Origin of the sequence: Micrococcus porci, from assembly GCF_020097155.1 — a bacterium.
In the GTDB taxonomy this organism is placed as follows: Bacteria; Actinomycetota; Actinomycetes; order Actinomycetales; family Micrococcaceae; genus Micrococcus; species Micrococcus porci.
On the sequence record NZ_CP083691.1, the window covers coordinates 602,618 to 621,134 of the forward strand.

Here is an 18,517-nt window from a genome sequence, read left to right on the forward strand (position 1 = left end):
GAGCCAGCACCATGACCGTCTACGCATTCCCCGGGACTGAGGGAGCCAAGGTCGAGTTCAAGCCCCGCTACGAGCACTTCATCGGCGGAGAGTGGACGCCCCCGGTCAAGGGCCAGTACTTCGAGAACGTCACGCCCGTGACGGGCAAGGTGTTCTGCGAGGTCGCCCGCGGCACGGCCGAGGACATCGACGTCGCCCTCGACGCCGCCTGGAAGGCCGCCCCGGCCTGGGGCGCCACCTCGGCGGCCGAGCGGGCGCTCGTGCTGCACCGCATCGCGGACCGCATGGAGGAGAACCTCGAGATGCTGGCGGTCGCGGAGACCTGGGACAACGGCAAGGCCATCCGGGAGACCCTCAACGCGGACCTCCCGCTGGCCATCGACCACTTCCGGTACTTCGCCGGCGCGATCCGCGCGCAGGAGGGCGGCCTGTCCCAGGTGGACGAGGACACCGTCGCGTACCACTTCCACGAGCCGCTCGGCGTGGTCGGCCAGATCATCCCGTGGAACTTCCCGCTGCTGATGGGGGTGTGGAAGCTGGCGCCCGCGCTGGCCGCGGGCAACGCCGTCGTGATCAAGCCCGCCGAGCAGACCCCGGCCTCGATCATGGTGTTCATCGAGCTGATCGCGGACCTGCTGCCGGCCGGCGTCGTCAACGTGGTCAACGGCTTCGGCCTCGAGGCCGGCAAGCCGCTCGCGCAGTCGCCGCGCATCCGCAAGATCGCGTTCACGGGCGAGACGACGACGGGCCGGCTGATCATGCAGTACGCCTCGGAGAACATCATCCCGGTGACCCTGGAGCTGGGCGGCAAGTCGCCCAACGTCTTCTTCGAGGACGTCATGGCGAACGACGACGCCTACTGGGACAAGGCGCAGGAGGGCTTCACCCTGTTCGCGCTGAACCAGGGCGAGATCTGCACGTGCCCGTCGCGTGCGCTCGTGCAGGAGTCGATCGCGGAGAAGTTCCTCGACGCCGTCGTGGAGCGGACCTCGCGCATCGTCACCGGCAACCCCCTCGACACGGACGTGATGATGGGCGCCCAGGCCTCCAACGACCAGCTCGAGAAGATCACGTCCTACCTGGACATCGGCCGTCAGGAGGGCGCCGAGGTGCTGATCGGCGGCGCGCGCGCCGAGATGGAGGGCGAGCTGGCCGGCGGCTACTACGTGCAGCCCACGATCTTCCGCGGGGACAACTCGATGCGCATCTTCCAGGAGGAGATCTTCGGGCCGGTGGTCTCGACGACCACGTTCACCGACTTCGACGACGCCATGCGGATCGCCAACGACACGCTCTACGGGCTCGGCGCCGGCGTGTGGTCCCGGAACGGCAACACCGCCTACCGCGCGGGCCGGGCGATCCAGGCCGGCCGCGTGTGGGTGAACAACTACCACGCCTACCCGGCCCACGCCGCGTTCGGCGGGTACAAGTCCTCCGGCATCGGCCGTGAGAACCACCTGATGATGCTCGACCACTACCAGCAGACCAAGAACCTGCTCGTCTCCTACTCCGAGGACAAGCTCGGGTTCTTCTGAGCCGACGCCGGCACTGCACGCCCCCTCCCCACTCCACGAAAGGTGATCCACCATGACCACGATGAAAGCAGCCGTCGTCAGCCAGTTCGGCAAAGAGGCCGACGTCAAGGAGGTCGAGCGCCCGACGCCCGGCCAGCACCAAGCGCTCGTGAAGCTCATCTCCTCGGGCGTCTGTCACACGGACCTGCACGCGATGGAGGGCGACTGGCCGGTGAAGCCGACCCCGCCGTTCATCCCGGGCCACGAGGGCGTGGGCATCGTCGAGGAGGTCGGACCCGACGTCGAGAACCTCAAGGTCGGGGACATGGTCGGCAACGCGTGGCTGTGGGGAGCGTGCGGCCACTGCCAGTACTGCCGCACCGGGTGGGAGACCCTGTGCGAGGAGCAGATCAACGGCGGCTACTCCATGAACGGGTCCTTCGGCGAGTACATGCTCGTGGACGCCCGCTACGCGCCCGTGATCCCCGAGGGCGCGGACCCGATGGAGGTCGGCCCGATCCTGTGCGCCGGCGTCACGGTGTACAAGGGGCTGAAGCAGACCGAGGTGCGGCCCGGGCAGTGGGTCGTGATCTCCGGCATCGGCGGCCTGGGGCACATCGCGGTGCAGTACGCCGTGGCGATGGGCATGCGCGTGGTGGCCGTGGACGTCGCGGACGACAAGCTGGCGCTCGCCTCCCGGCACGGCGCGGAGCTGACCGTGAACGCGAACGTCGCGGACCCCTCCGTGGAGATCCAGGAGAAGATCGGCGGCGCCCACGGCGTGCTCGTCACGGCCGTGCACCCGCAGGCGTTCGGCCAGGCCATCGCGATGACCCGCCGCGGCGGCACCATCGTGTTCAACGGCCTGCCCCCGGGCGACTTCCCCGCGCCGATCTTCGACATCGTCCTCAAGGGCCTGACCATCCGCGGCTCGATCGTGGGCACCCGTCAGGACATGGTCGAGGCGCTCGAGTTCTATGCGGCCGGGAAGATCCACCCGACGTTCCACACCCGTCCGCTCACCGAGATCAACGACGTGTTCGAGGAGATGCGCCACGGCAAGATCGAGGGCCGCGTCGTCATCGACTACGCCATGCAGGACTGACGTGTCGCCTGGGCATCCGCTGGGCGCGGGGTAGTATCGATACATCACGCGCACCAGTGCGACGGCGGTCGTCCCGCCCGGAGATCCGGGTCGGGGCGGCCGCCGTCGTCGTCGCGGGGACGGGGCGGGCCGCGGCGATTCCGGTGCGCGAGCCTCAGCGGGCCCCGGCCGGGGCGACGCCGTCGCGCAGCCACTCCAGCGTGGCCGGCCAGAAGGTCGACGCGAACCGCGCGTGGAACAGTCCGAAGTGCCCGATCTCCCCGACACCGAGCTCCTCCGGCCGCACCCGCCAGCGCACCGTCCGCCGACCCGGCGAGTAGGAGTCCGCGCGGTCGAGGGCGGCGTCGGTGCCGAAGTCGTCGTCCACGGGCGCCACGATCAGCGCGTCCGCCGTGAACGCGGCCAGACGACGGCGCAGCTCGTCCCGGCCGGCGACGGTGCGGGCGCTCGCAGTGAAGTCGCGGCGACTGCGCGCCCAGTCCAGGGCGACCCCGCGCGGCAGGTCCTCGAGCCAGCCGAGCCGCCGCCCCGGGAAGTGACCGCGGGCCAGCGTGACCATCGGCATCAGTGCGTGCCAGCGCGCCCACATCCGCGCCCTCCCCGGCCGCGCCCGGTAGTCCCGCCAGTGGGCGTGCTGCCCGCCCACGGCCACGTGCCGGGCCACATGCCGCGCCTCGTCCGCGAGCCCGATGCCGAACCCGCCGTAGCTGTGACCCACCGTCAGGAGGGGGCCGGGCAGGTGCGTCCGGGCCCAGCCGAGCACGGCGTCCGCGTCGAGGGCGCCCCAGTCCGCCCACCGCGCCCGCCGGGCCACGGCGAACGGCGCGCGGGACTCCCCGACGCCCCGGTAGTCGAACGTGACCGCGTGGAACCCGTGGCCGGCGAGGAACTCGGCGTAGCGCCGGTAGTACGTGGCCTTCACCCCGGTCGCCGGGGCGATCACCACCGCGCCGGCGGGCCGGGCCGGGGGCGTCGTCGTGGGGGCGAAGTGGCGGGCCGCGAGCACGAAGCCGTCGCGGGCGCGGAGGCGCACGAGGGTGGAGGTGGTCTGCGTCACGCCGCCACCCTAGGCACGGGGCGGCGCGACCTGCGACACAATGGGCCCATGACTGACACCCCCCAGAGCTCGTCCGGCCAGAGCCGGGACGAGATCCTCGCCCGCCTCGAGGAGATCTACGCGAACGACCCCGCGGTGCGCGAGCACGACGTCACCCTCGGGGAGGTGGCCGAGGGCCGCGTGGTGCTGCACCGCGACGTCACCGCGGGCATGGTGAACTCCCACGAGATCTGCCACGGCGGCTTCCTGTTCCACCTCGCGGACTCGGCGCTGGCGTACTGCGTGGCGACCTTCGGCGCCGCCCCCGTCACCCGGCGCGCCGAGATCACCTACGTGGCGCCCGCCAAGCTCGGCGCGCACCTCGTGGCGACCGCCCGCCAGTCGGTGGAGTTCGGCCGCGACCGCATGATCGAGGTCGGCATCGAGGCGGACGGCCAGCTCGTCGCCTGGTTCACCGGCCACTCCACGAGCCCGCGGGTGCACGCATGAGCGCCGGGCAGGACGCGACGACGGCCGGGCCGGTCGTCGAGTCGGTGGAGCTGCACGTGGCCGCGGGAGCGGAGGCGGCGTTCGAGGCCGCCGTCGCCGAGGCCGAGCCGCTGTTCCGGGACGGGGCGCGACGTCCTTCGCACTGTCCCGACAGGTGGAGGACCCGGCGCGCTACCGGCTGCTGATCGGCTGGCGCACGCTCGAGGACCACACCGTGGGCTTCCGCGAGTCCGACGCGTTCCTCGCGTGGCGGGCGCTCGTCACCCCGCACCTGGCGCAGCCGCCGGCCGCGACCCACTGGTCCGCCGTCTGACCCCCGCACCCCCCGCTTTCGTTCGGGAAACGGCGGTCGTCAGCGCGTTTTCGTTCGGGAAACGGCGCGAGGGCTGACCGTTTCCCGAACGAAAGTCCTCGACACGCCGCCGTTTCCCGAACGAAAGTGCGGAGACGCGGTCGGCTCAGAGGTGGCGGCCCGCCAGCCGCGTGAGGCTCGACTGGATGCCACGCCCGTTGTCCGCCGGCACCCGCAGCAGCTCGTATGCGCGGCGCACGGCCGGCCGGGCCCACGAGTAGTCGAAGGTCTCGGTGACCTCGGTGGTGCCGTCCCCGTTGTCCTGGAAAGCCCAGCGCCACCGGTGTCCGCCCGGGTGGGCCCACTCCACGAGCTCGTCCTCGTCGACGGCGGTGGCGGTCAGCGTCATCGTGTACGGCACCCCGTACTTCCGCATGGCCACACGGAACCGGTCGCCCACGGCCAGCCTGTGCGGCCCACTCACCTTCGGCCGCACGGTCCCGGACCCGTCCGCCTCGTGATGGCGGTGCGGGTCCGCGAGCATCGCCCACAGCTCCTGCGCCGGCGCGGCCACGGTGGCCCGGTAGGACACCTGGTGCTCGCCGGTCTCCACGCGCTCGGGCCACGCCGCCTGCGGGGCGGACTGCGGCAGCCCGGACGAGGACGGCGCGGCGGGCTCGGTCTCGGGGGTGGCGGGAGAGGGGGTCGGCTCGGTGCTCATGCCGCCCAGTCTAAGAACTGCCGCGAACACCGGAAGCGGAGGCGACGGCACCCCTCGGCGGGACACCACAGGACTCTTGCCGGGGGCCCGCCCCGGGCCTAGGGTCAGGTCATGGGCGCATGGGGCAGAAACGTCTTCCAGAACGACACGGCGTTGGACATCGTGGACGAGGTCCTCGACGGCACCTTCGACCTGGACGAGTTCCGCAGGAACTTCCGTCGCGACGAGGACGAGGGCTACCTGACCGCGAGTCAGGGCGCGGCACTCCTCGCCCTCGGGGCGCTCGTGCGGATCGCCCGCAACGAGGACCACGCCGACCTCGAGGCCCTGCTCGAGCACGCGGAGACGGACGAGGTGGACCTGACCGCCTTCATCGACCAGTTCTCGGACGAGGACATCGAGACCCTGCGCGAGCTGATCGGCGTGGTCATCCGCGAGCCCTCCTGCTCCGAGCTCTACCAGCTCTGGGAGGAGTCCGGCGAGCTCGAGCAGTGGCTCGAGTACTCCCGCGAATGTCTGCCCTGACCGGCCAGCCGGGCCGGGGTGGACCCGGCCGGCGCTCGGCCCCGCCCCGGCTCACCGCGCGTAGCGGGTGAGCCGCAGCGAGTTCAGCACCACGAGCACGCTCGAGGCCGCCATCGCGCCGCCGGCGATCATCGGGTTGAGCAGGCCCAGGGCCGCGACCGGGATGCCGAGCACGTTGTAGAGGAACGCCCAGAACAGGTTCATCCGGATGATCCCCAGGGTGCGGCGGCTCAGGTCGAGCGCCTGGACCACCTGGTGCAGGTCATCGCCCATCACGGTGATCTGCGCGGCCTCGCGGGCCACGTCCGTCCCCGAACCCATGGCGATGCCCATGTCCGCCGCGGCGAGCGCCGGGGCGTCGTTGACGCCGTCGCCCACCATGGCCACCACGCGACCCTCAGACTGGAGCCGGCGGACCACGTCCACCTTGTCCTCGGGGCGCACGCCGGCCACCACGTCCTCGGCCGGGATCCCGACGGCGTCCGCCACCTGGGTGGCGACGGCGGCGTTGTCGCCGGTCACCAGCAGCGGGCGCAGGCCGAGCTCCTTGAGCCGGGCGATCGCGTCGGCGGAGGTGTCCTTCACGGTGTCCCGGACGGACAGGACGCCCGCCACGCGGCCGCCGACCGCGACCCACACGGCCGTGGCGCCAGCCTGCTCCGCGGCCTCGAACGCGGCCCGGTGCTCGGCGGGGATGCCGCCGTCGAGGGCGGTCTCGAGGACGGAGCCGCGGCCGACGGCCACGCGGACCGGGGCCGGGCCGGCGGCGCCGTGCGCGCCGGAGGCGAGGGCGCCGTCGTCGTGGGGGAGGGCGACCAGCCCGGACACGCCGCCGCCGGCCGTGGAGGCGAAGTCCGCCACGTCGGGCACGGTCAGGCCGCGCTCCTCGGCGCCGGTCACGATCGCGCGGGCAATCGGGTGCTCGGACCCGCGCTCGACGGCGGCCGCCAGGGTCAGCAGGAGGTCGGTGGCCCGGTCCGGCGCCGTTTCGGCCACGAAAGCGCTCCGGGGAGCGTCCGTTTCGGCCACGGAAGCGCTCCGGGAGGCGCCCGTGTCGGTGACGAAGGCGGGGTCGAGGACGAGCACGTCCGCCAGCGCCATGCGGCCTTCGGTCACGGTGCCGGTCTTGTCCAGCACGATCGTGTCCACGGTGCGCGAGTCCTCGAGCACCTCGGGGCCGCGGATGAGGATGCCCAGCTGCGAGGCGCGGCCGGTGCCGGCCAGGAGGCCGACCGGGGTCGCCAGGCCGAGGGCGCACGGGCACGCGATCACGAGCACGGCCACGCCGGCGCGCAGCGCGGACGGCAGGTCGCCGGTCACGAGCATCCACACCGCGAAGGTCAGCACGGCCAGCCCCAGGACCACCGGCACGAACACCGCGGAGATCCGGTCCGCCAGGCGGGCGACGCGCGCCTTGCCGGTCTGCGCGTCCGCCACGAGGCGGCCCATCTGGGCGAGCGTGGTGTCCGCGCCCACCCGGGTGGCGCGGGCGACCAGCCGGCCGGAGGTGTTCAGGGTGGCCCCGGTGACGGCGTCTCCGGGGCCGACCTCCACGGGCACGGACTCGCCCGTGAGCAGGGAGGCGTCCACGGCGGAGGTGCCCTCGAGCACCTCGGCGTCCGTGGGCACCTTCTCGCCGGGGCGGATCAGCACGACGTCGCCCGGCGCGAGGGACTCGGCGGGCACCGTGCGCTCGTCGTGGGTCTCGGGGTCGTAGAGGGTGGCCTGGGCCGCGCCCAGGTCCAGGAGGGCCCGCAGTGCGGCGCCGGCCTCACGCTTGGCGCGGGCCTCGAGCCAGCGGCCCAGCAGCAGGAACGTGGTGATGACCGCGGCCGCCTCGAAGTACAGGCTGTGGTGGGCCATCTCCGCCATGGTCCCGCCCACGTGGGCGGTCATGTCCGGCGCCAGGATCAGCTCCACGGCCGAGAAGGAGAAGGAGACGAGCACGCCCAGGGACACGAGGGTGTCCATCGTGGACGAGCCGTGCCGGGCCGCGCGGAACGCCGCCGAGTGGAACGGCCACGCCGCCCACAGCGCCACGGGCGCCGCCAGGGCGAACGCGACCCAGCCCCAGTGCGGGAACTGCAGCGCCGGGACCATGGAGATCAGCACGAGCGGCACCGTCAGCACCGCCGCGCCGATCAGGCGCGGCTTCAGCACGTCCTCACCCGGACCGTGGGCCATGTGGTCGTGGTGGTCCACGCCGTCATGGTCCGCGGCGTGCTCCTCGCCGTGGCCCTCGCCGTGCTCGGAGGTGTGCGCGTGCCCGGCGTGCCCGGCCGGCGGGGCGGGACGGCGCACGGTGGCGCCGTACCCGGCCTTCTCGACGGCGGCCACGAGCTCCTCGTCCGACACGTCGGCGGGCGCGGTGACGGTGGCCTGCTCGAGCGGCAGGTTCACGGACGCCGTGACGCCCTCGAGCTTGCCCAGCTTGCGCTCGACGCGGCCCACGCACGAGGCGCAGGTCATGCCGGTGACGTCCAGGTCGACGCGGCGGGTGGTCTCGGACTGCGGGCCGGCCGGTGCGGAGGAGGCGGGGTGGGTCATGGGGCTCAGCCCTCCACCAGCGTGTAGCCGGCCTCCTCGACGGCGGCGCGCGCGGCGGCGGGGCCGAGGGGGCCCTCGGAGGTGACGGTGGCGGTGGACACGCCCCCGGCGTTCAGGTCCACGTCCACGGCGGAGACGCCGGCGATCTCACCGAGCTCCTCTCGGACGGAGGCGACGCAGTGGCCGCAGGTCATGCCGGTGATCTTCAGGTCGGTGGTGGTCATCTCATGCTCCTCGTGCGGTGGTGGGTGGGCGACGGCGCCGGTCAGCGCAGCAGGCGGCCGAGGGCGGCCGTCGCCTCGGCGACCTTCTCGTCGATGAGCTCGGTGCGGCCTTCTGCCTCGGCCTGCACCGCGGCCTCCGCCACGCAGTGCCGCAGGTGGTCCTCCACCAGGCCCAGGCTCACAGCATGCAAAGCCTTGGTGGCGGCGGCCACCTGGGTGAGGACGTCGATGCAGTAGACGTCCTCCTCCACCATGCGGTGGATGCCGCGGACCTGGCCCTCGATGCGCTTGAGGCGCTTGAGGTACGCCTCGCGCTGGGGGGAGTAGCCGGGCCCGGCGTGCCGATCGTGCTCCATGCCTCGAAGATATACCCCTAGGGGGTATCCCGCAAGGAGAGCTCCCCCCACGGGGGAGAGGCTCCCCCAGGGGAGCGGGCTCAGGCGGCCGGGTCCGCCGCCCCGCCCTGCTCCTCACCCTCGAGGGCGGTCAGCTCGGCGATCAGGCCGCGGACCTGCAGGTCCAGGGCGTCGCGGACCCCGCGGACCTGCTCCAGGGCCAGGCCGCGGATCGAGGGCACGGACCAGTGCTGGACCTCCACGCCCGCGGGGACGTCCAGGAGGTCCTCCTCGGCGCCGTCGAACAGCACCACCAGCTGGGCCGCCTGCAGGATGTCCCGATCCACGCCCTTGGGGAACGCGTGGTGCAGGGGCAGGCCGATCTCGTTCATCACGTCCAGCGCCATCGGCAGCACGCTCCCCGCCGGGGAGGTGCCCGCCGAGCGGGAGGCCACCGTGCCGCCCGAGCGGTTCTCGAGCAGCGCGGCGGCCATCTGGGAGCGACCGGCGTTGCCGTGGCAGACGAAGAGCACGCGCGGGTGCCGGGACTCCACGGAGCCCTGCGCGATGGCGCGGGCGCGCAGCCGGGCGGCGGCGTAGTTGGCCGCGGTGACGGGCAGCATCTCCGGGTGGCGGGTGGTGCGGGCCAGGCGCGCGTAGGAGTCCTCCAGCAGGGCCCGGGCCATGGCCACGTCCCCGACCTCCGGGTAGCGGGCGTGCAGATGCTCCGCCTCGCGGTCCAGGACGTGGGAGGCCATCCCCTCGGGGGCCGGCGCCACCACGGGCAGCGCGCCCGTGGGGTCCAGGGGGACGTCCGCGGCGGGGAGGTCGGCGGCGGGGTCGGAGGGATGCGGGGCCACGCCTGCTCCTTCGGCTCGGGGGCGCGGGGGCCGCGCCGGGTCTGACAACGGTAACGGCCGCGGCGTCCGCCTGCGCGCGACGCCACGGGCACGACGGCATGGGCACGTGAGCCAGAATGGGGGCATGCCCCCCGTCCCGTCCGTCGCCGTCGCGGCGCTCGCCGCCCGCGCCCTCTCCCCGTCCGGGTCGGCCGCCGGGCGCGTGCCGGCGTTCGCCCGCGCCGTCGTGTGGGCGCGTGAGGACACCGTGCGGGTCGGCGTCGGCGGGCACACGGTCCTGCTCGACGGCCCCGACCGCCTGCGGCGGCTCTCCGCGCTCTGGCGCGCCGCCGTCGCCGCCCGCCCGGAGCCGGCCTCCCCCGCGCTGGCCTGGGTGTCCTCCGCGTTCGACGACGCCTCGCCCGTCCCCTCCGTGCTGCGCGTGCCCGCCCGCGTGCTCCAGGCCGGCCCCGACGGCGTCGTCGAGGTGCCGGTGGCCATGCCGCGGGAGGCGCTCGCGGCCGCGGTGGCCGCCTGCCCGGGGGCGCGCCTGACGGAGGCCGGCGAGGTCCCCCTCCCCGCCGACGACCCCGCCCTGGCCTGGGACGACGCCGGGTACGCGGCCGGCGTCGAGGAGGTCGTCGCGCGGATGGAGGCCTCGGCGGGCGCCCTGAGCAAGGTGGTGGTGAGCCGCACGGAGACCGTGCCGGCGGGCGAGGACAGGCTGTGGGCCGCCGTCGACGCCCTGCGCGCGGAGTATCCGCAGACGTGGACCTTCGCGGTCGGCGGGCTCGTGGGCGCCACCCCGGAGATGCTCGCCACCCGGCGGGACGGGGTGGTCGCCTCACGCGTGCTGGCCGGCTCCCTCCCCCGCGGCGTGGACGAGGGCGACGACGCCCGGCTGCGCGCCCGGCTGGCCGCCGACCCGCGTCTGCTCCGCGAGCACCACTGGGCGGCACGGTCCGTGCTCGACGCGCTGGCGCCCGTCGTGGAGCTGGAGGACGCGCATCCGGCGCCGTTCGTGCTGACCCTGCCCAACGTGCACCACCTGGCCACGGACGTGCGCGGGCGACTGCGCCCGGGAGAGGGGGCCGTCCTGGACGTGGTGGCGGCGCTGCACCCCACGGCGGCCGTCGGCGGCACCCCCACCGCGGAGGCCCTGGAGGTGATCCGCGCGGTGGAGCCGGTGGACCGGGGCCGCTACGCGGGGCCGGTGGGCTGGCTGGACCAGGACGGCGACGGCGAGATCGCCCTGGCCCTGCGGTGCGGCCAGCAGGTGCCCGGCGGCGTCCGGCTGCAGGCGGGCGGCGGGATCGTCCCCGGGGCCGCGGCCGAGGAGGAGGTCGTCGAGGTGGGGGTCAAGCTCCTGCCCATGCGCCGGGCCCTCGGCGTCGCCTGAGCGGGGTCGGTGCGGCGGGCGCAACGACCCGGACATGCGTCGACGGCGGCCGGTCAGTCTGGCTGAACCGGCCGCCGTCGGGCGGAGGAGTGCGTGTGGCGCGCGGGGCGCTCACGCGGCGTGGCGCGCGTGCGTGATGGTCATGTGGGCCGGAGCCGCGGCCATGGCCTCGAGGCGGTTCAGGGCCTCCCGCTCGGTGAGGGCCGGCAGGTAGGTGGTGAGGCGGGCCTCGGCCTCGAGCTCGGCGGTGACCTCGGCGACGGTGGTGCGCACGTCGGCGGCGGGCACGGAGCCGTCGAATCGACGGATCAGGGTGCCGGCGATGCGCTCGAGGACGCGCTGCTGCATGGTGGTGTCGGGGTGGACGGGCATGTGGTGCTGGGTGGTCAGGGTCGCGGTCATGGCGATCACCGTGTCCTTTCGGGGCGGGGCCCCTTCGATGCGTGCGGACGGGGACGTCCGCGGTGCGGTCGGTGGCGTCCGCCCTCCGTAAGTGAACGGAAGGTGAACAACTTGTTAACCACTCTAGATGAATTCTCGGTGAACGCAACCCTGTGGGGGCCGTCGGCGGACGGCCTCGGCCCGGATTCCGCGGATTCATGCGGATCGCCAGGTAAACGGAAGGTGAACTGGTCAGGGCCCTGGGCATGGCCGTGGGCGGGGCCAGGCCCTGAGCCCGCCCCGGAGCCCGCCCCGGGGCCCGGCCCCGGGCCCCCCGGGGATCTTGCGGGCGGGACACGCCGCTTCGGGGTCGGGCGAGGCGGCGTGTCCCGCCCGGAAAGTCCGGAGGTGGGCCCGCTGGACAGGGGTGGGATGATGGAGGGGATGTCTGACTACACGCCCCGCCGCCCCGGCTCCAAGCCCACCCCCGCCCGCCAGAAGGACCGCGCCGGCAAGCCCGCGCTCGGCCGCCCGCGACGCGGGATGATCGACGAGCCCGAGGCCCGGCAGCTCGCCGAGGACCGCGAGCGGATGCACCGCGCCGGCGTCGGGCACCAGCTCTCCGCCCCGCCGCGCCGCGCCGCCGAGGTGGACGCGGACCGTCCCCAGGTGATGCCCAAGACCGAGGGCTGGCAGCAGCCCATGGGCCCGGACGGGCGCCCGCAGCTGCAGTTCAAGCAGCCGCGCGTCTCCCAGCCGCCGCAGCACCTGGCGGACATGACACTGGCCGAGCGTCAGGCCAAGGCCAAGGAGATCGGCCTGCCGGCGTTCCGCGCCAAGCAGCTCTCCGTGCACTACTTCGAGCACTTCACCACGGACCCGGAGCAGATGACGGACCTGCCCAAGGGCAAGCGCGAGGAGATCGCGGAGGCGTTCTTCCCGCCGCTGCTCACCGAGGTCCGCCGCCTGACCACGGACCGCGGGGACACCGTGAAGTTCCTCTGGCGGCTGTTCGACGGCGCCCTCGTGGAGTCCGTGCTCATGCGCTACCCGGGGCGCGTCACCCTGTGCGTGTCCTCCCAGGCCGGCTGCGGCATGAACTGCCCGTTCTGCGCCACCGGCCAGGCAGGTCTGACGCGCAACATGTCCACGGCGGAGATCGTGGAGCAGATCGTCCGCGCCAACCAGGTGATCGCCGAGGGCGGCCTGGGGGGCACGCGCCGGGACGGCGGGCACGACGCCGACCGCGTCACCAACGTGGTGTTCATGGGCATGGGCGAGCCCCTGGCCAACTACAAGCGCGTGATGGCGGCCGTGCACCGCATGGTGGACCCGGCCCCCGAGGGCCTGGGCATGTCCGCCCGGCACGTCACCCTCTCCACGGTGGGCCTGGTCCCGGCCATCAAGAAGCTCGCCCAGGAGGGCGTGCCGCTAACGTTCGCGCTGTCCCTCCACGCGCCGGACGACGAGCTGCGTGACGAGCTGATCCCCGTGAACGCCCGGTGGAAGGCCGACGAGGCGATCGACGCCGCCTACGAGTACTTCCTGGCCACCGGCCGGCGCGTCTCCATCGAGTACGCGCTGATCAAGGACATGAACGACCACGCCTGGCGCGCGGACCTGCTGGCCAAGAAGCTCAACGCCCGCGGCAAGGGCTGGGTCCACGTGAACCCCATTCCGCTGAACCCGACGCCGGGCTCCATCTGGACGGCCTCGGAGAAGGACGTGACGCGGGAGTTCGTGGACCGGCTCAACGCGGCCGGCATCCCGGCCACGCTGCGCGACACCCGTGGCAAGGAGATCGACGGCGCCTGCGGCCAGCTCGCCGCCGACGACGAGGACGTCGCGGCCCGGGCCTGAGCCGGGCCGGCCGGCGTCGGGGTGGAGTGTGCGGAGCACAAGGGGTTCGTGCACTTATTCGCGGACGCCGCCGTGCTCGGCCGATCGGTCACGGGCAGGGCCGAGGCCCTGGGCGACGCCACGCCGACGGCACCCAGGGCCTCGTGAGTCGCCCCCGCGGGGCGGGATGTCGGGCGGTCAGAACTCGACGGTGTCGTGGTCGCCGGGGCGGGCCTCGCCGCCGGTGACCTTCGCCTTCACGATCTCCACGACGGAGGCCGCGCCGCCGCCGTCCCAGTACTCGGCGGAGTCGGCCTGCACGCGGACCAGCACGATCTGCGGGTCCTCGGGGCGCGCGCCCTCGCCGAAGAACGCCTCGGTGGCGGAGTTCCAGTACTCCGTCTTGCGGGCCTCGTCGCGGACGATCTCGCCGTGGCCGGCCACGGAGGCCCAGAAGCCCTTCTCCTGCACGGCCACGTTCACGGGGCGGCCGGCCGAGTCCTGCGCGGCGTCGCCCGTGGCGCGGGTGATGAACCACAGCACGCCCGGCTCCTGCTCCACCTCCTGCACCGCCATGGGGCGGGAGGCCAGGGTGCCGTCCTCCTCGGCGGTCGTGAGCATCACGACGCCGGCCTTCTCGATCTTCTCCAGCAGCGCGGTGCGGGGATCCTGCTCGGTCATGTCGTCCTCCTTGCGTCTCGCGCGCCCGCGCCGTCGGCGGGCGTCGTGGGGGCCACGCTAGGCGAGCCCCGGCGGCGGAGGCCAGGGCTCCGGGGCGCCGATGACGCGGTCGGCCGGAGCCCGGAGGCGTCGGTTCAGCGGGCGAGGCGCGCCGCGAGGACCTCCACACCGAGCGCGTAGCCCTGCGTGCCGGCGCCGGCGATCACCGTCGTCGCCACCGCAGAGACGACCGAGTGGTGCCGGAACTCCTCCCGGGCGTGGATGTTGGTGATGTGCACCTCCACGATCGGCACGGGCACCGCCGCCAGGGCGTCCCGGATGGCCACGGAGGTGTGGCTGTACGCCGCCGGGTTGATGAGGATCCCGGAGAAGCCCGTGCGGGCCTCCTGGATCCAGTCCACGAGCTCCCCCTCGTGGTTGGACTGCCGGAAGTCCACCTCCAGGCCGTGCTCGGCGGCGCGGGCCGCGGTGAGCGCCCGCACGTCCTCGAGGGTCTCGAACCCGTACTTCTCCGGCTCGCGGGTGCCCAACATGTTCAGGTTGGGCCCGTTGAGGACCAGCAGCGGCAGTCGGGCGGCGGTGGCGGCGGGCATGGAGTCGGTCATGGGGCCAGCGTAGGCCGGGGCGCCCCCGGAGGCATCGCCCCTGGTGGGGGGCGGGTGACGGCGGCACAATGGGGGAGAGGAGGCATCCGTCATGAGCACCGATAGCAGGCACACCGCCATCCCCGTGGACGAGACCCCCGTCCCCGAGACCCTGACGCTCACCGGGACGGGCGTGGACGGCGTCGAGATGCCGCGGATCGGCCTGGGCACCTGGCCGCTGCGGGGCGCGGAGGCGCGCGACGCCGTCGAGCAGGCCCTGCGGATCGGCTACCGCCATGTGGACACCGCCCAGAACTACGGGAACGAGGACGCCGTCGGCGAGGGGATCGCGGCCGCGATCCACGCCGGCGTGCTGGACCGCGACCAGCTGTTCGTCACCACCAAGGTCAACCGGGAGCACCACGGCGACGCGCGGACGGTGCGCGCCGCCGTCGAGTGCCGGCTGCGCGTGCTCGGCCTGGAGCACGTGGACCTGGTGCTCGTGCACTGGCCGAACCCGGACCAGGACCGCTACCTCGAGACCGCCTGGTCCCTGTCCGAGCTGGCCGAGGACGGCCGGATCCGCGCCTGGGGCGTCTCCAACTTCACCCCCGCGCACCTGGACCGGCTGGCCGGGGCCGGGCTGCGGGCGCCCGTGGACCAGATCGAGGTCGGGCCGCTCCGGCAGTCGCCGGCGTGGCAGGAGGGCGTGCGCGCCCACGGCGCCGCGATCACCGCGTACTCGCCGCTGGGCCGGGCCGACCAGGACCTGGGCGCCCTGGAGCCCGTGGCCGCCGCGGCCGCGCGCACGGGACGGACGCCCGCCCAGGTGGTGCTGCGCTGGCACCTGCAGTCCGGCCGGGCCGCCGTGCCCAAGTCCGTCGACCCCGCGCGCCAGGCGCAGAACCTGGACGTGTTCTCCTTCGCGCTGACCGCCGAGGAGATGGCCGCGATCGACGCCCTCGACACCGGCGAGGGGCCGCGCCGCCACCCCGACGAGTTCGGACACTGACCCTCGGCGGAATAGCCCCCTGACCGGCGTCGTTGGACCTGGGGAGACCGATCCCGCCCGATTCGAGAGGACCCCACCATGGCCACCACCGACCTCACCCTCGAGGCCTTCGGCACCACCGTCTCCGAGAACGACACCGTCCTGGTCGACTTCTGGGCGGAGTGGTGCGGCCCCTGCAAGATGTTCGGCCCCGTCTTCGAGACCGCCTCGGAGAAGCACCAGAACGTGGTGTTCGCCAAGGTGGACACCGAGGACCAGCAGCAGCTCGCCGCGATGGCCGGCATCACCTCCATCCCCACGCTCATGGCGTTCCGCGGCGGCGTCCTGGTGTTCTCCCAGGCCGGCGCGCTGCCCGGCCAGGCCCTCGACCAGCTGATCGACCAGGTCACGGCCCTGGACATCGCCGAGGTCCGCGCCATGGCGGAGCAGCAGGGCGCGCAGGACGCCGAGCCCTCCGAGGAGGAGGCCGTGCAGTCCGCCGCCGCGCAGCTCGACGACGTCAACGGCCGCTGAGCGTCCCCCCGCTCAGCGGGGGCCGAACGCCCCCTGCTCCCACTGCATCACCAGCCACGGGCTGAACACCCGGGGCACGGAGGCCAGCGCGGCCGTCAGGTCCGCGACCTCCACCCAGCACCACTCGGCGACCTCGTCCCGCTCCGGGACGGGGTCGCCGTCGCATTCCGCGCGGAACACGGGGCAGACCTCGTGCTCCTCGACGCCGCCGGCGTCCGCGGCCCGGTACCGGAAGCCCGGCAGCAGCGGGGTCACCTCCCGCACGCCGACCCCCAGCTCCTGCGGGGCGCGCCGCAGCACGGCCTCCGCCGGGGCCTCACCGGGGGCGGGATGCCCGCAGAACCCGTTGGTCCACACGCCGCCGAACGCCTTCTTGCCCAGGGCGCGGCGGGTGAGGAGGAACCGGCCGTCCGGCCCGTAGACGTGGCAGGAGAACGCCAGGTGCAGCGGCGTGCCGCCGTCCGCCGCGTTCCGGTGGACGCTGGCCTTCGCCTCCGTGCCGATCGGCGCGCCGTCGGCGCCGAGCAGCACCACGCGCTCCTCGACCTCCTCGACGGTGCGGGGGTCCGACGGTCCCTGCTGCATCTCACGTCCTCCCTGGCCTGGGCTCACGGGGTTGACAGCACCTGCGTGCCCCCGAGTATTGTCTAGATGGCAAGACTACTAGATTTTCTAGAGAAAGGGGTGGACGTGCCGGAGGCCATCCAGTCCCTCGACGCCGCCTCGACGGCTCTCCGGGAATCGCCGATGCTGAGCCCGATCTCCGAGCCCGCCCCCGCGATCCGACCCGTCTCGGGCGAGCTCAAGGGCGTGACGTCGGCCGCTCGCACCCTTCGCAGGATCATCCGGCTCAACGCGCAGATCCGCGTGCAGATGCGCCTGCTCATGGGCCTGAACGAGACCGACTACGCCGCGCTCTCCGTGCTCATGCGCGCCCCTACCGGGCCCACGGAGCTCGCCCGGAACCTGCACTTGACGACGGCGGCCACCACCGCCGTCGTCGACCGCCTGGTGTCCGGCGGCCACGCCGTCCGCGAGCCCCATCCCCAGGACCGCCGGCGCACGCTGGTGCGGGCGCTGCCGGAGTCCCGCAGCCAGGCCATGGCGGAGGTCCAGCCGATGGTGGACATGGTCGGGGACGCGATGTCCGGCATGACCGACCAGGACCGGGCCGCCGTGGAGCGGTTCCTGGACAGCGTGGCGGACCACATGGATGCCTGGCGCGACGACCTCACCGCCCGCGTCACCCAGCAGGCGGAGCAGCCGTGAACCCCCTCGCCGCCGGCATCGGCGGGGCCGCCCCGTGGTCGGCCTCGGCCGCGACCCCCGGCCTCGACGACGCCGGGCGCGCCCGAGCCGCCGTGCGGGCCGAGCTGGACCGCGTCTTCGCGGAGACCCCGCTCTGCGCGGACGCCCCGGACTCCTTCCACCTGCTGTGGGCGCGGCTCCGCGAGGCGGTCTCGGGCGGCAAGCTGGTGCGCCCCCGCCTGGTGGACCTGGGCTGGCGGACCGTGCGCCGGGCCCCGGCGTCCTCCGGTGTCCCCCGCGGCGGCACGGGGGAGGAGGAGGCCGCCGACCTGCGCGCGGTGGCGCGTGTGGGCGCCGCGTTCGAGCTGCTGCACGCCGCGCTGATCGTCCACGACGACGTGATCGACCGGGACGACCTGCGCCGCGGCCGGCCCACCGTGGCCGAGCAGTACCGCCGTGACGCGGTGCGCGACGGCGTCCCCGCCGGGGAGGCCGAGCACGTGGGCCGCTCCGCCGGGATCATCGCCGGGGACCTGCTGCTCACCGCAGCCTTCCGCCTGGCGGCGGCCTCCGGGGCCCGCGTCCGCGCCGCCGAGGCGGCCGAGAGCGTGTTCCGCGCCGCCTCCGCGGCGGCCGCCGGGGAGCTGGAGGACGTCCTCCTGGCCCTGCACCGCCACACCGGGCACCACCCCGAGGCCGGGCGGATCCTCACCATGGAGCGGCTCAAGACCGCCGGCTACTCGTTCGAGGAGCCGCTGCGGGCCGGGGCCCTCCTGGCCGGGGCGGACCCGGCCCACGCCGAGGCCCTCGCCGAGGCCGGGGCCCTGCTCGGCGTCGCCTACCAGGTGGTCGACGACGTCCTCGGCACCGCGGGGGACCCCGCCGTCACCGGCAAGCCCCACGACGCGGACCTGCGGGAGGGGAAGGCCACCCTGCTCACGGCGCACGGCCGCCGCGACCCCCGGGCGCGCGCCGCCCTGGACCGCGTGGCCCGCGCCGAACGGCACGGTGAGGACCTCGGCGAGCTGGCCGCCGCCGTCGCCGAGGCCCGCGCGGCCCTCGTGGATGCCGGCTCCGTGGAGCACGCGCTCGGCGTCGCCGAGGAGCTCGTGGACCAGGCGCGCGCCCTGCTGGACGCCCTGCCCATGGCCCCCGCCGAGCGGGCCGAGTTCGCCGCCACGTGCGGTCAGATCCTGCAGCGGGAGGCCTGAG

At 74.1% G+C, this 18,517-nt stretch carries 21 protein-coding genes; 11 read left to right on the forward strand and 10 right to left on the reverse strand.

All coding sequences use genetic code 11. The features are described 5' to 3' along the window. The first annotated feature begins 11 nt into the window (after positions 1-11). Complete coding sequence (exaC, locus tag KW076_RS02865; protein ID WP_224356156.1) at positions 12-1,535, forward strand: acetaldehyde dehydrogenase ExaC; 1,524 nt, start codon at positions 12-14, stop codon at positions 1,533-1,535. 52 nt (positions 1,536-1,587) lie between these two features. After that, positions 1,588-2,619, forward strand: a complete 1,032-nt coding sequence (gene adhP, locus KW076_RS02870) for an alcohol dehydrogenase AdhP (protein ID WP_224356157.1) — start codon at positions 1,588-1,590, stop codon at positions 2,617-2,619. Between the two features lie 154 nt (positions 2,620-2,773). On the opposite strand, the gene KW076_RS02875 is transcribed toward adhP, so the two are convergent. Continuing rightward, positions 2,774-3,676 (reverse strand): alpha/beta hydrolase family protein, encoded by a 903-nt coding sequence (locus KW076_RS02875; protein WP_224356158.1) that lies wholly within the window; start codon positions 3,674-3,676, stop codon positions 2,774-2,776. Between the two features lie 48 nt (positions 3,677-3,724). Between KW076_RS02875 and KW076_RS02880 the strand changes: the two genes are divergently transcribed. Beyond that, positions 3,725-4,165 carry a PaaI family thioesterase gene (locus tag KW076_RS02880; protein WP_224356159.1) on the forward strand — a complete coding sequence of 147 codons (441 nt, stop codon included), beginning with the start codon at positions 3,725-3,727 and terminating at the stop codon, positions 4,163-4,165. 154 nt (positions 4,166-4,319) lie between these two features. Beyond that, complete coding sequence (locus tag KW076_RS02885) at positions 4,320-4,478, forward strand: hypothetical protein (protein WP_224356160.1); 159 nt, start codon at positions 4,320-4,322, stop codon at positions 4,476-4,478. A 145-nt stretch (positions 4,479-4,623) separates the two neighbouring features. On the opposite strand, the gene KW076_RS02890 is transcribed toward KW076_RS02885, so the two are convergent. Continuing rightward, complete coding sequence (locus tag KW076_RS02890) at positions 4,624-5,178, reverse strand: SRPBCC family protein (RefSeq protein WP_224356161.1); 555 nt, start codon at positions 5,176-5,178, stop codon at positions 4,624-4,626. Positions 5,179-5,289: 111 nt separating this feature from the next. On the opposite strand from KW076_RS02890, the gene KW076_RS02895 reads away from it, so the two are divergent. After that, the gene (locus KW076_RS02895) at positions 5,290-5,703 is read left to right on the forward strand and encodes a DUF4259 domain-containing protein (RefSeq protein WP_113914230.1); all 414 of its coding nucleotides are present in this window, start codon (positions 5,290-5,292) and stop codon (positions 5,701-5,703) included. Positions 5,704-5,754: 51 nt separating this feature from the next. Here KW076_RS02895 and KW076_RS02900 read toward each other — a convergent pair whose 3' ends face one another. From KW076_RS02900 to KW076_RS02915, 4 genes are all read right to left on the reverse strand, one after another. Beyond that, complete coding sequence (locus tag KW076_RS02900; RefSeq protein WP_224356162.1) at positions 5,755-8,250, reverse strand: heavy metal translocating P-type ATPase; 2,496 nt, start codon at positions 8,248-8,250, stop codon at positions 5,755-5,757. Between the two features lie 5 nt (positions 8,251-8,255). Next, positions 8,256-8,474, reverse strand: a complete 219-nt coding sequence (locus KW076_RS02905) for a heavy-metal-associated domain-containing protein (protein WP_224356163.1) — start codon at positions 8,472-8,474, stop codon at positions 8,256-8,258. A 41-nt stretch (positions 8,475-8,515) separates the two neighbouring features. Beyond that, positions 8,516-8,830 (reverse strand): metal-sensitive transcriptional regulator, encoded by a 315-nt coding sequence (locus KW076_RS02910; RefSeq protein ID WP_224356164.1) that lies wholly within the window; start codon positions 8,828-8,830, stop codon positions 8,516-8,518. Between the two features lie 80 nt (positions 8,831-8,910). After that, positions 8,911-9,669: an arsenate-mycothiol transferase ArsC gene (locus tag KW076_RS02915; protein ID WP_224356165.1), complete on the reverse strand. Its 759-nt coding sequence runs from the start codon at positions 9,667-9,669 to the stop codon at positions 8,911-8,913. A gap of 124 nt (positions 9,670-9,793) precedes the next feature. Between KW076_RS02915 and KW076_RS02920 the strand changes: the two genes are divergently transcribed. Further along, positions 9,794-11,047, forward strand: coding sequence for an isochorismate synthase (locus KW076_RS02920; RefSeq protein WP_224356166.1), 1,254 nt, complete (start codon positions 9,794-9,796; stop codon positions 11,045-11,047). 111 nt (positions 11,048-11,158) lie between these two features. Here the strand turns inward: KW076_RS02920 and KW076_RS02925 are convergent, their stop codons facing one another. Then, a complete protein-coding gene (locus tag KW076_RS02925; protein WP_224356167.1) occupies positions 11,159-11,449 on the reverse strand; it encodes a three-helix bundle dimerization domain-containing protein in 291 nt (96 codons plus the stop codon). A gap of 651 nt (positions 11,450-12,100) precedes the next feature. Between KW076_RS02925 and rlmN the strand changes: the two genes are divergently transcribed. Then, the gene (rlmN, locus tag KW076_RS02930) at positions 12,101-13,288 is read left to right on the forward strand and encodes a dual-specificity RNA methyltransferase RlmN (protein WP_491562379.1); all 1,188 of its coding nucleotides are present in this window, start codon (positions 12,101-12,103) and stop codon (positions 13,286-13,288) included. A gap of 177 nt (positions 13,289-13,465) precedes the next feature. Here rlmN and KW076_RS02935 read toward each other — a convergent pair whose 3' ends face one another. Together KW076_RS02935 and aroQ are read right to left on the reverse strand one after the other, a co-directional pair. Beyond that, the gene (locus KW076_RS02935) at positions 13,466-13,948 is read right to left on the reverse strand and encodes a pyridoxamine 5'-phosphate oxidase family protein (protein WP_224356169.1); all 483 of its coding nucleotides are present in this window, start codon (positions 13,946-13,948) and stop codon (positions 13,466-13,468) included. 134 nt (positions 13,949-14,082) lie between these two features. After that, entirely contained in the window at positions 14,083-14,553 is a 471-nt protein-coding gene (gene aroQ / locus KW076_RS02940) for a type II 3-dehydroquinate dehydratase (RefSeq protein ID WP_224356170.1), read from the reverse strand. Between the two features lie 91 nt (positions 14,554-14,644). Here aroQ and KW076_RS02945 point away from each other — a divergent pair, with 91 nt between their 5' ends. Both KW076_RS02945 and trxA read left to right on the forward strand, forming a co-directional pair. Further along, positions 14,645-15,544, forward strand: a complete 900-nt coding sequence (locus tag KW076_RS02945; RefSeq protein ID WP_224356171.1) for an aldo/keto reductase — start codon at positions 14,645-14,647, stop codon at positions 15,542-15,544. Between the two features lie 78 nt (positions 15,545-15,622). Continuing rightward, positions 15,623-16,057, forward strand: a complete 435-nt coding sequence (gene trxA / locus KW076_RS02950; protein ID WP_224356172.1) for a thioredoxin — start codon at positions 15,623-15,625, stop codon at positions 16,055-16,057. A 12-nt stretch (positions 16,058-16,069) separates the two neighbouring features. Here trxA and idi read toward each other — a convergent pair whose 3' ends face one another. Then, positions 16,070-16,642: an isopentenyl-diphosphate Delta-isomerase gene (gene idi / locus KW076_RS02955; protein WP_224356173.1), complete on the reverse strand. Its 573-nt coding sequence runs from the start codon at positions 16,640-16,642 to the stop codon at positions 16,070-16,072. Positions 16,643-16,747: 105 nt separating this feature from the next. On the opposite strand from idi, the gene KW076_RS02960 reads away from it, so the two are divergent. Both KW076_RS02960 and KW076_RS02965 read left to right on the forward strand, forming a co-directional pair. Continuing rightward, positions 16,748-17,326: a MarR family winged helix-turn-helix transcriptional regulator gene (locus KW076_RS02960; RefSeq protein WP_224356174.1), complete on the forward strand. Its 579-nt coding sequence runs from the start codon at positions 16,748-16,750 to the stop codon at positions 17,324-17,326. Then, entirely contained in the window at positions 17,323-18,516 is a 1,194-nt protein-coding gene (locus KW076_RS02965) for a polyprenyl synthetase family protein (RefSeq protein ID WP_224356175.1), read from the forward strand. The genes KW076_RS02960 and KW076_RS02965 overlap by 4 nt, the downstream gene beginning before the upstream one ends. The last annotated feature ends 1 nt before the right edge of the window (position 18,517 follow it).

Coding starts and splice junctions, on each gene's coding strand:
- aroQ (WP_224356170.1), bottom strand. CDS start 14,553: ATGACCGACTCCATGCCCGCCGCCACCGCCGCCCGACTGCCGCTGCTG.
- trxA (WP_224356172.1), top strand. CDS start 15,623: ATGGCCACCACCGACCTCACCCTCGAGGCCTTCGGCACCACCGTCTCC.
- KW076_RS02890 (WP_224356161.1), bottom strand. CDS start 5,178: ATGAGCACCGAGCCGACCCCCTCTCCCGCCACCCCCGAGACCGAGCCC.
- KW076_RS02920 (WP_224356166.1), top strand. CDS start 9,794: ATGCCCCCCGTCCCGTCCGTCGCCGTCGCGGCGCTCGCCGCCCGCGCC.
- adhP (WP_224356157.1), top strand. CDS start 1,588: ATGACCACGATGAAAGCAGCCGTCGTCAGCCAGTTCGGCAAAGAGGCC.
- KW076_RS02880 (WP_224356159.1), top strand. CDS start 3,725: ATGACTGACACCCCCCAGAGCTCGTCCGGCCAGAGCCGGGACGAGATC.
- KW076_RS02910 (WP_224356164.1), bottom strand. CDS start 8,830: ATGGAGCACGATCGGCACGCCGGGCCCGGCTACTCCCCCCAGCGCGAG.
- rlmN (WP_491562379.1), top strand. CDS start 12,101: ATGCCCAAGACCGAGGGCTGGCAGCAGCCCATGGGCCCGGACGGGCGC.
- KW076_RS02895 (WP_113914230.1), top strand. CDS start 5,290: ATGGGCGCATGGGGCAGAAACGTCTTCCAGAACGACACGGCGTTGGAC.
- exaC (WP_224356156.1), top strand. CDS start 12: ATGACCGTCTACGCATTCCCCGGGACTGAGGGAGCCAAGGTCGAGTTC.
- KW076_RS02945 (WP_224356171.1), top strand. CDS start 14,645: ATGAGCACCGATAGCAGGCACACCGCCATCCCCGTGGACGAGACCCCC.
- KW076_RS02905 (WP_224356163.1), bottom strand. CDS start 8,474: ATGACCACCACCGACCTGAAGATCACCGGCATGACCTGCGGCCACTGC.
- KW076_RS02900 (WP_224356162.1), bottom strand. CDS start 8,250: ATGACCCACCCCGCCTCCTCCGCACCGGCCGGCCCGCAGTCCGAGACC.
- KW076_RS02925 (WP_224356167.1), bottom strand. CDS start 11,449: ATGACCGCGACCCTGACCACCCAGCACCACATGCCCGTCCACCCCGAC.
- idi (WP_224356173.1), bottom strand. CDS start 16,642: ATGCAGCAGGGACCGTCGGACCCCCGCACCGTCGAGGAGGTCGAGGAG.
- KW076_RS02935 (WP_224356169.1), bottom strand. CDS start 13,948: ATGACCGAGCAGGATCCCCGCACCGCGCTGCTGGAGAAGATCGAGAAG.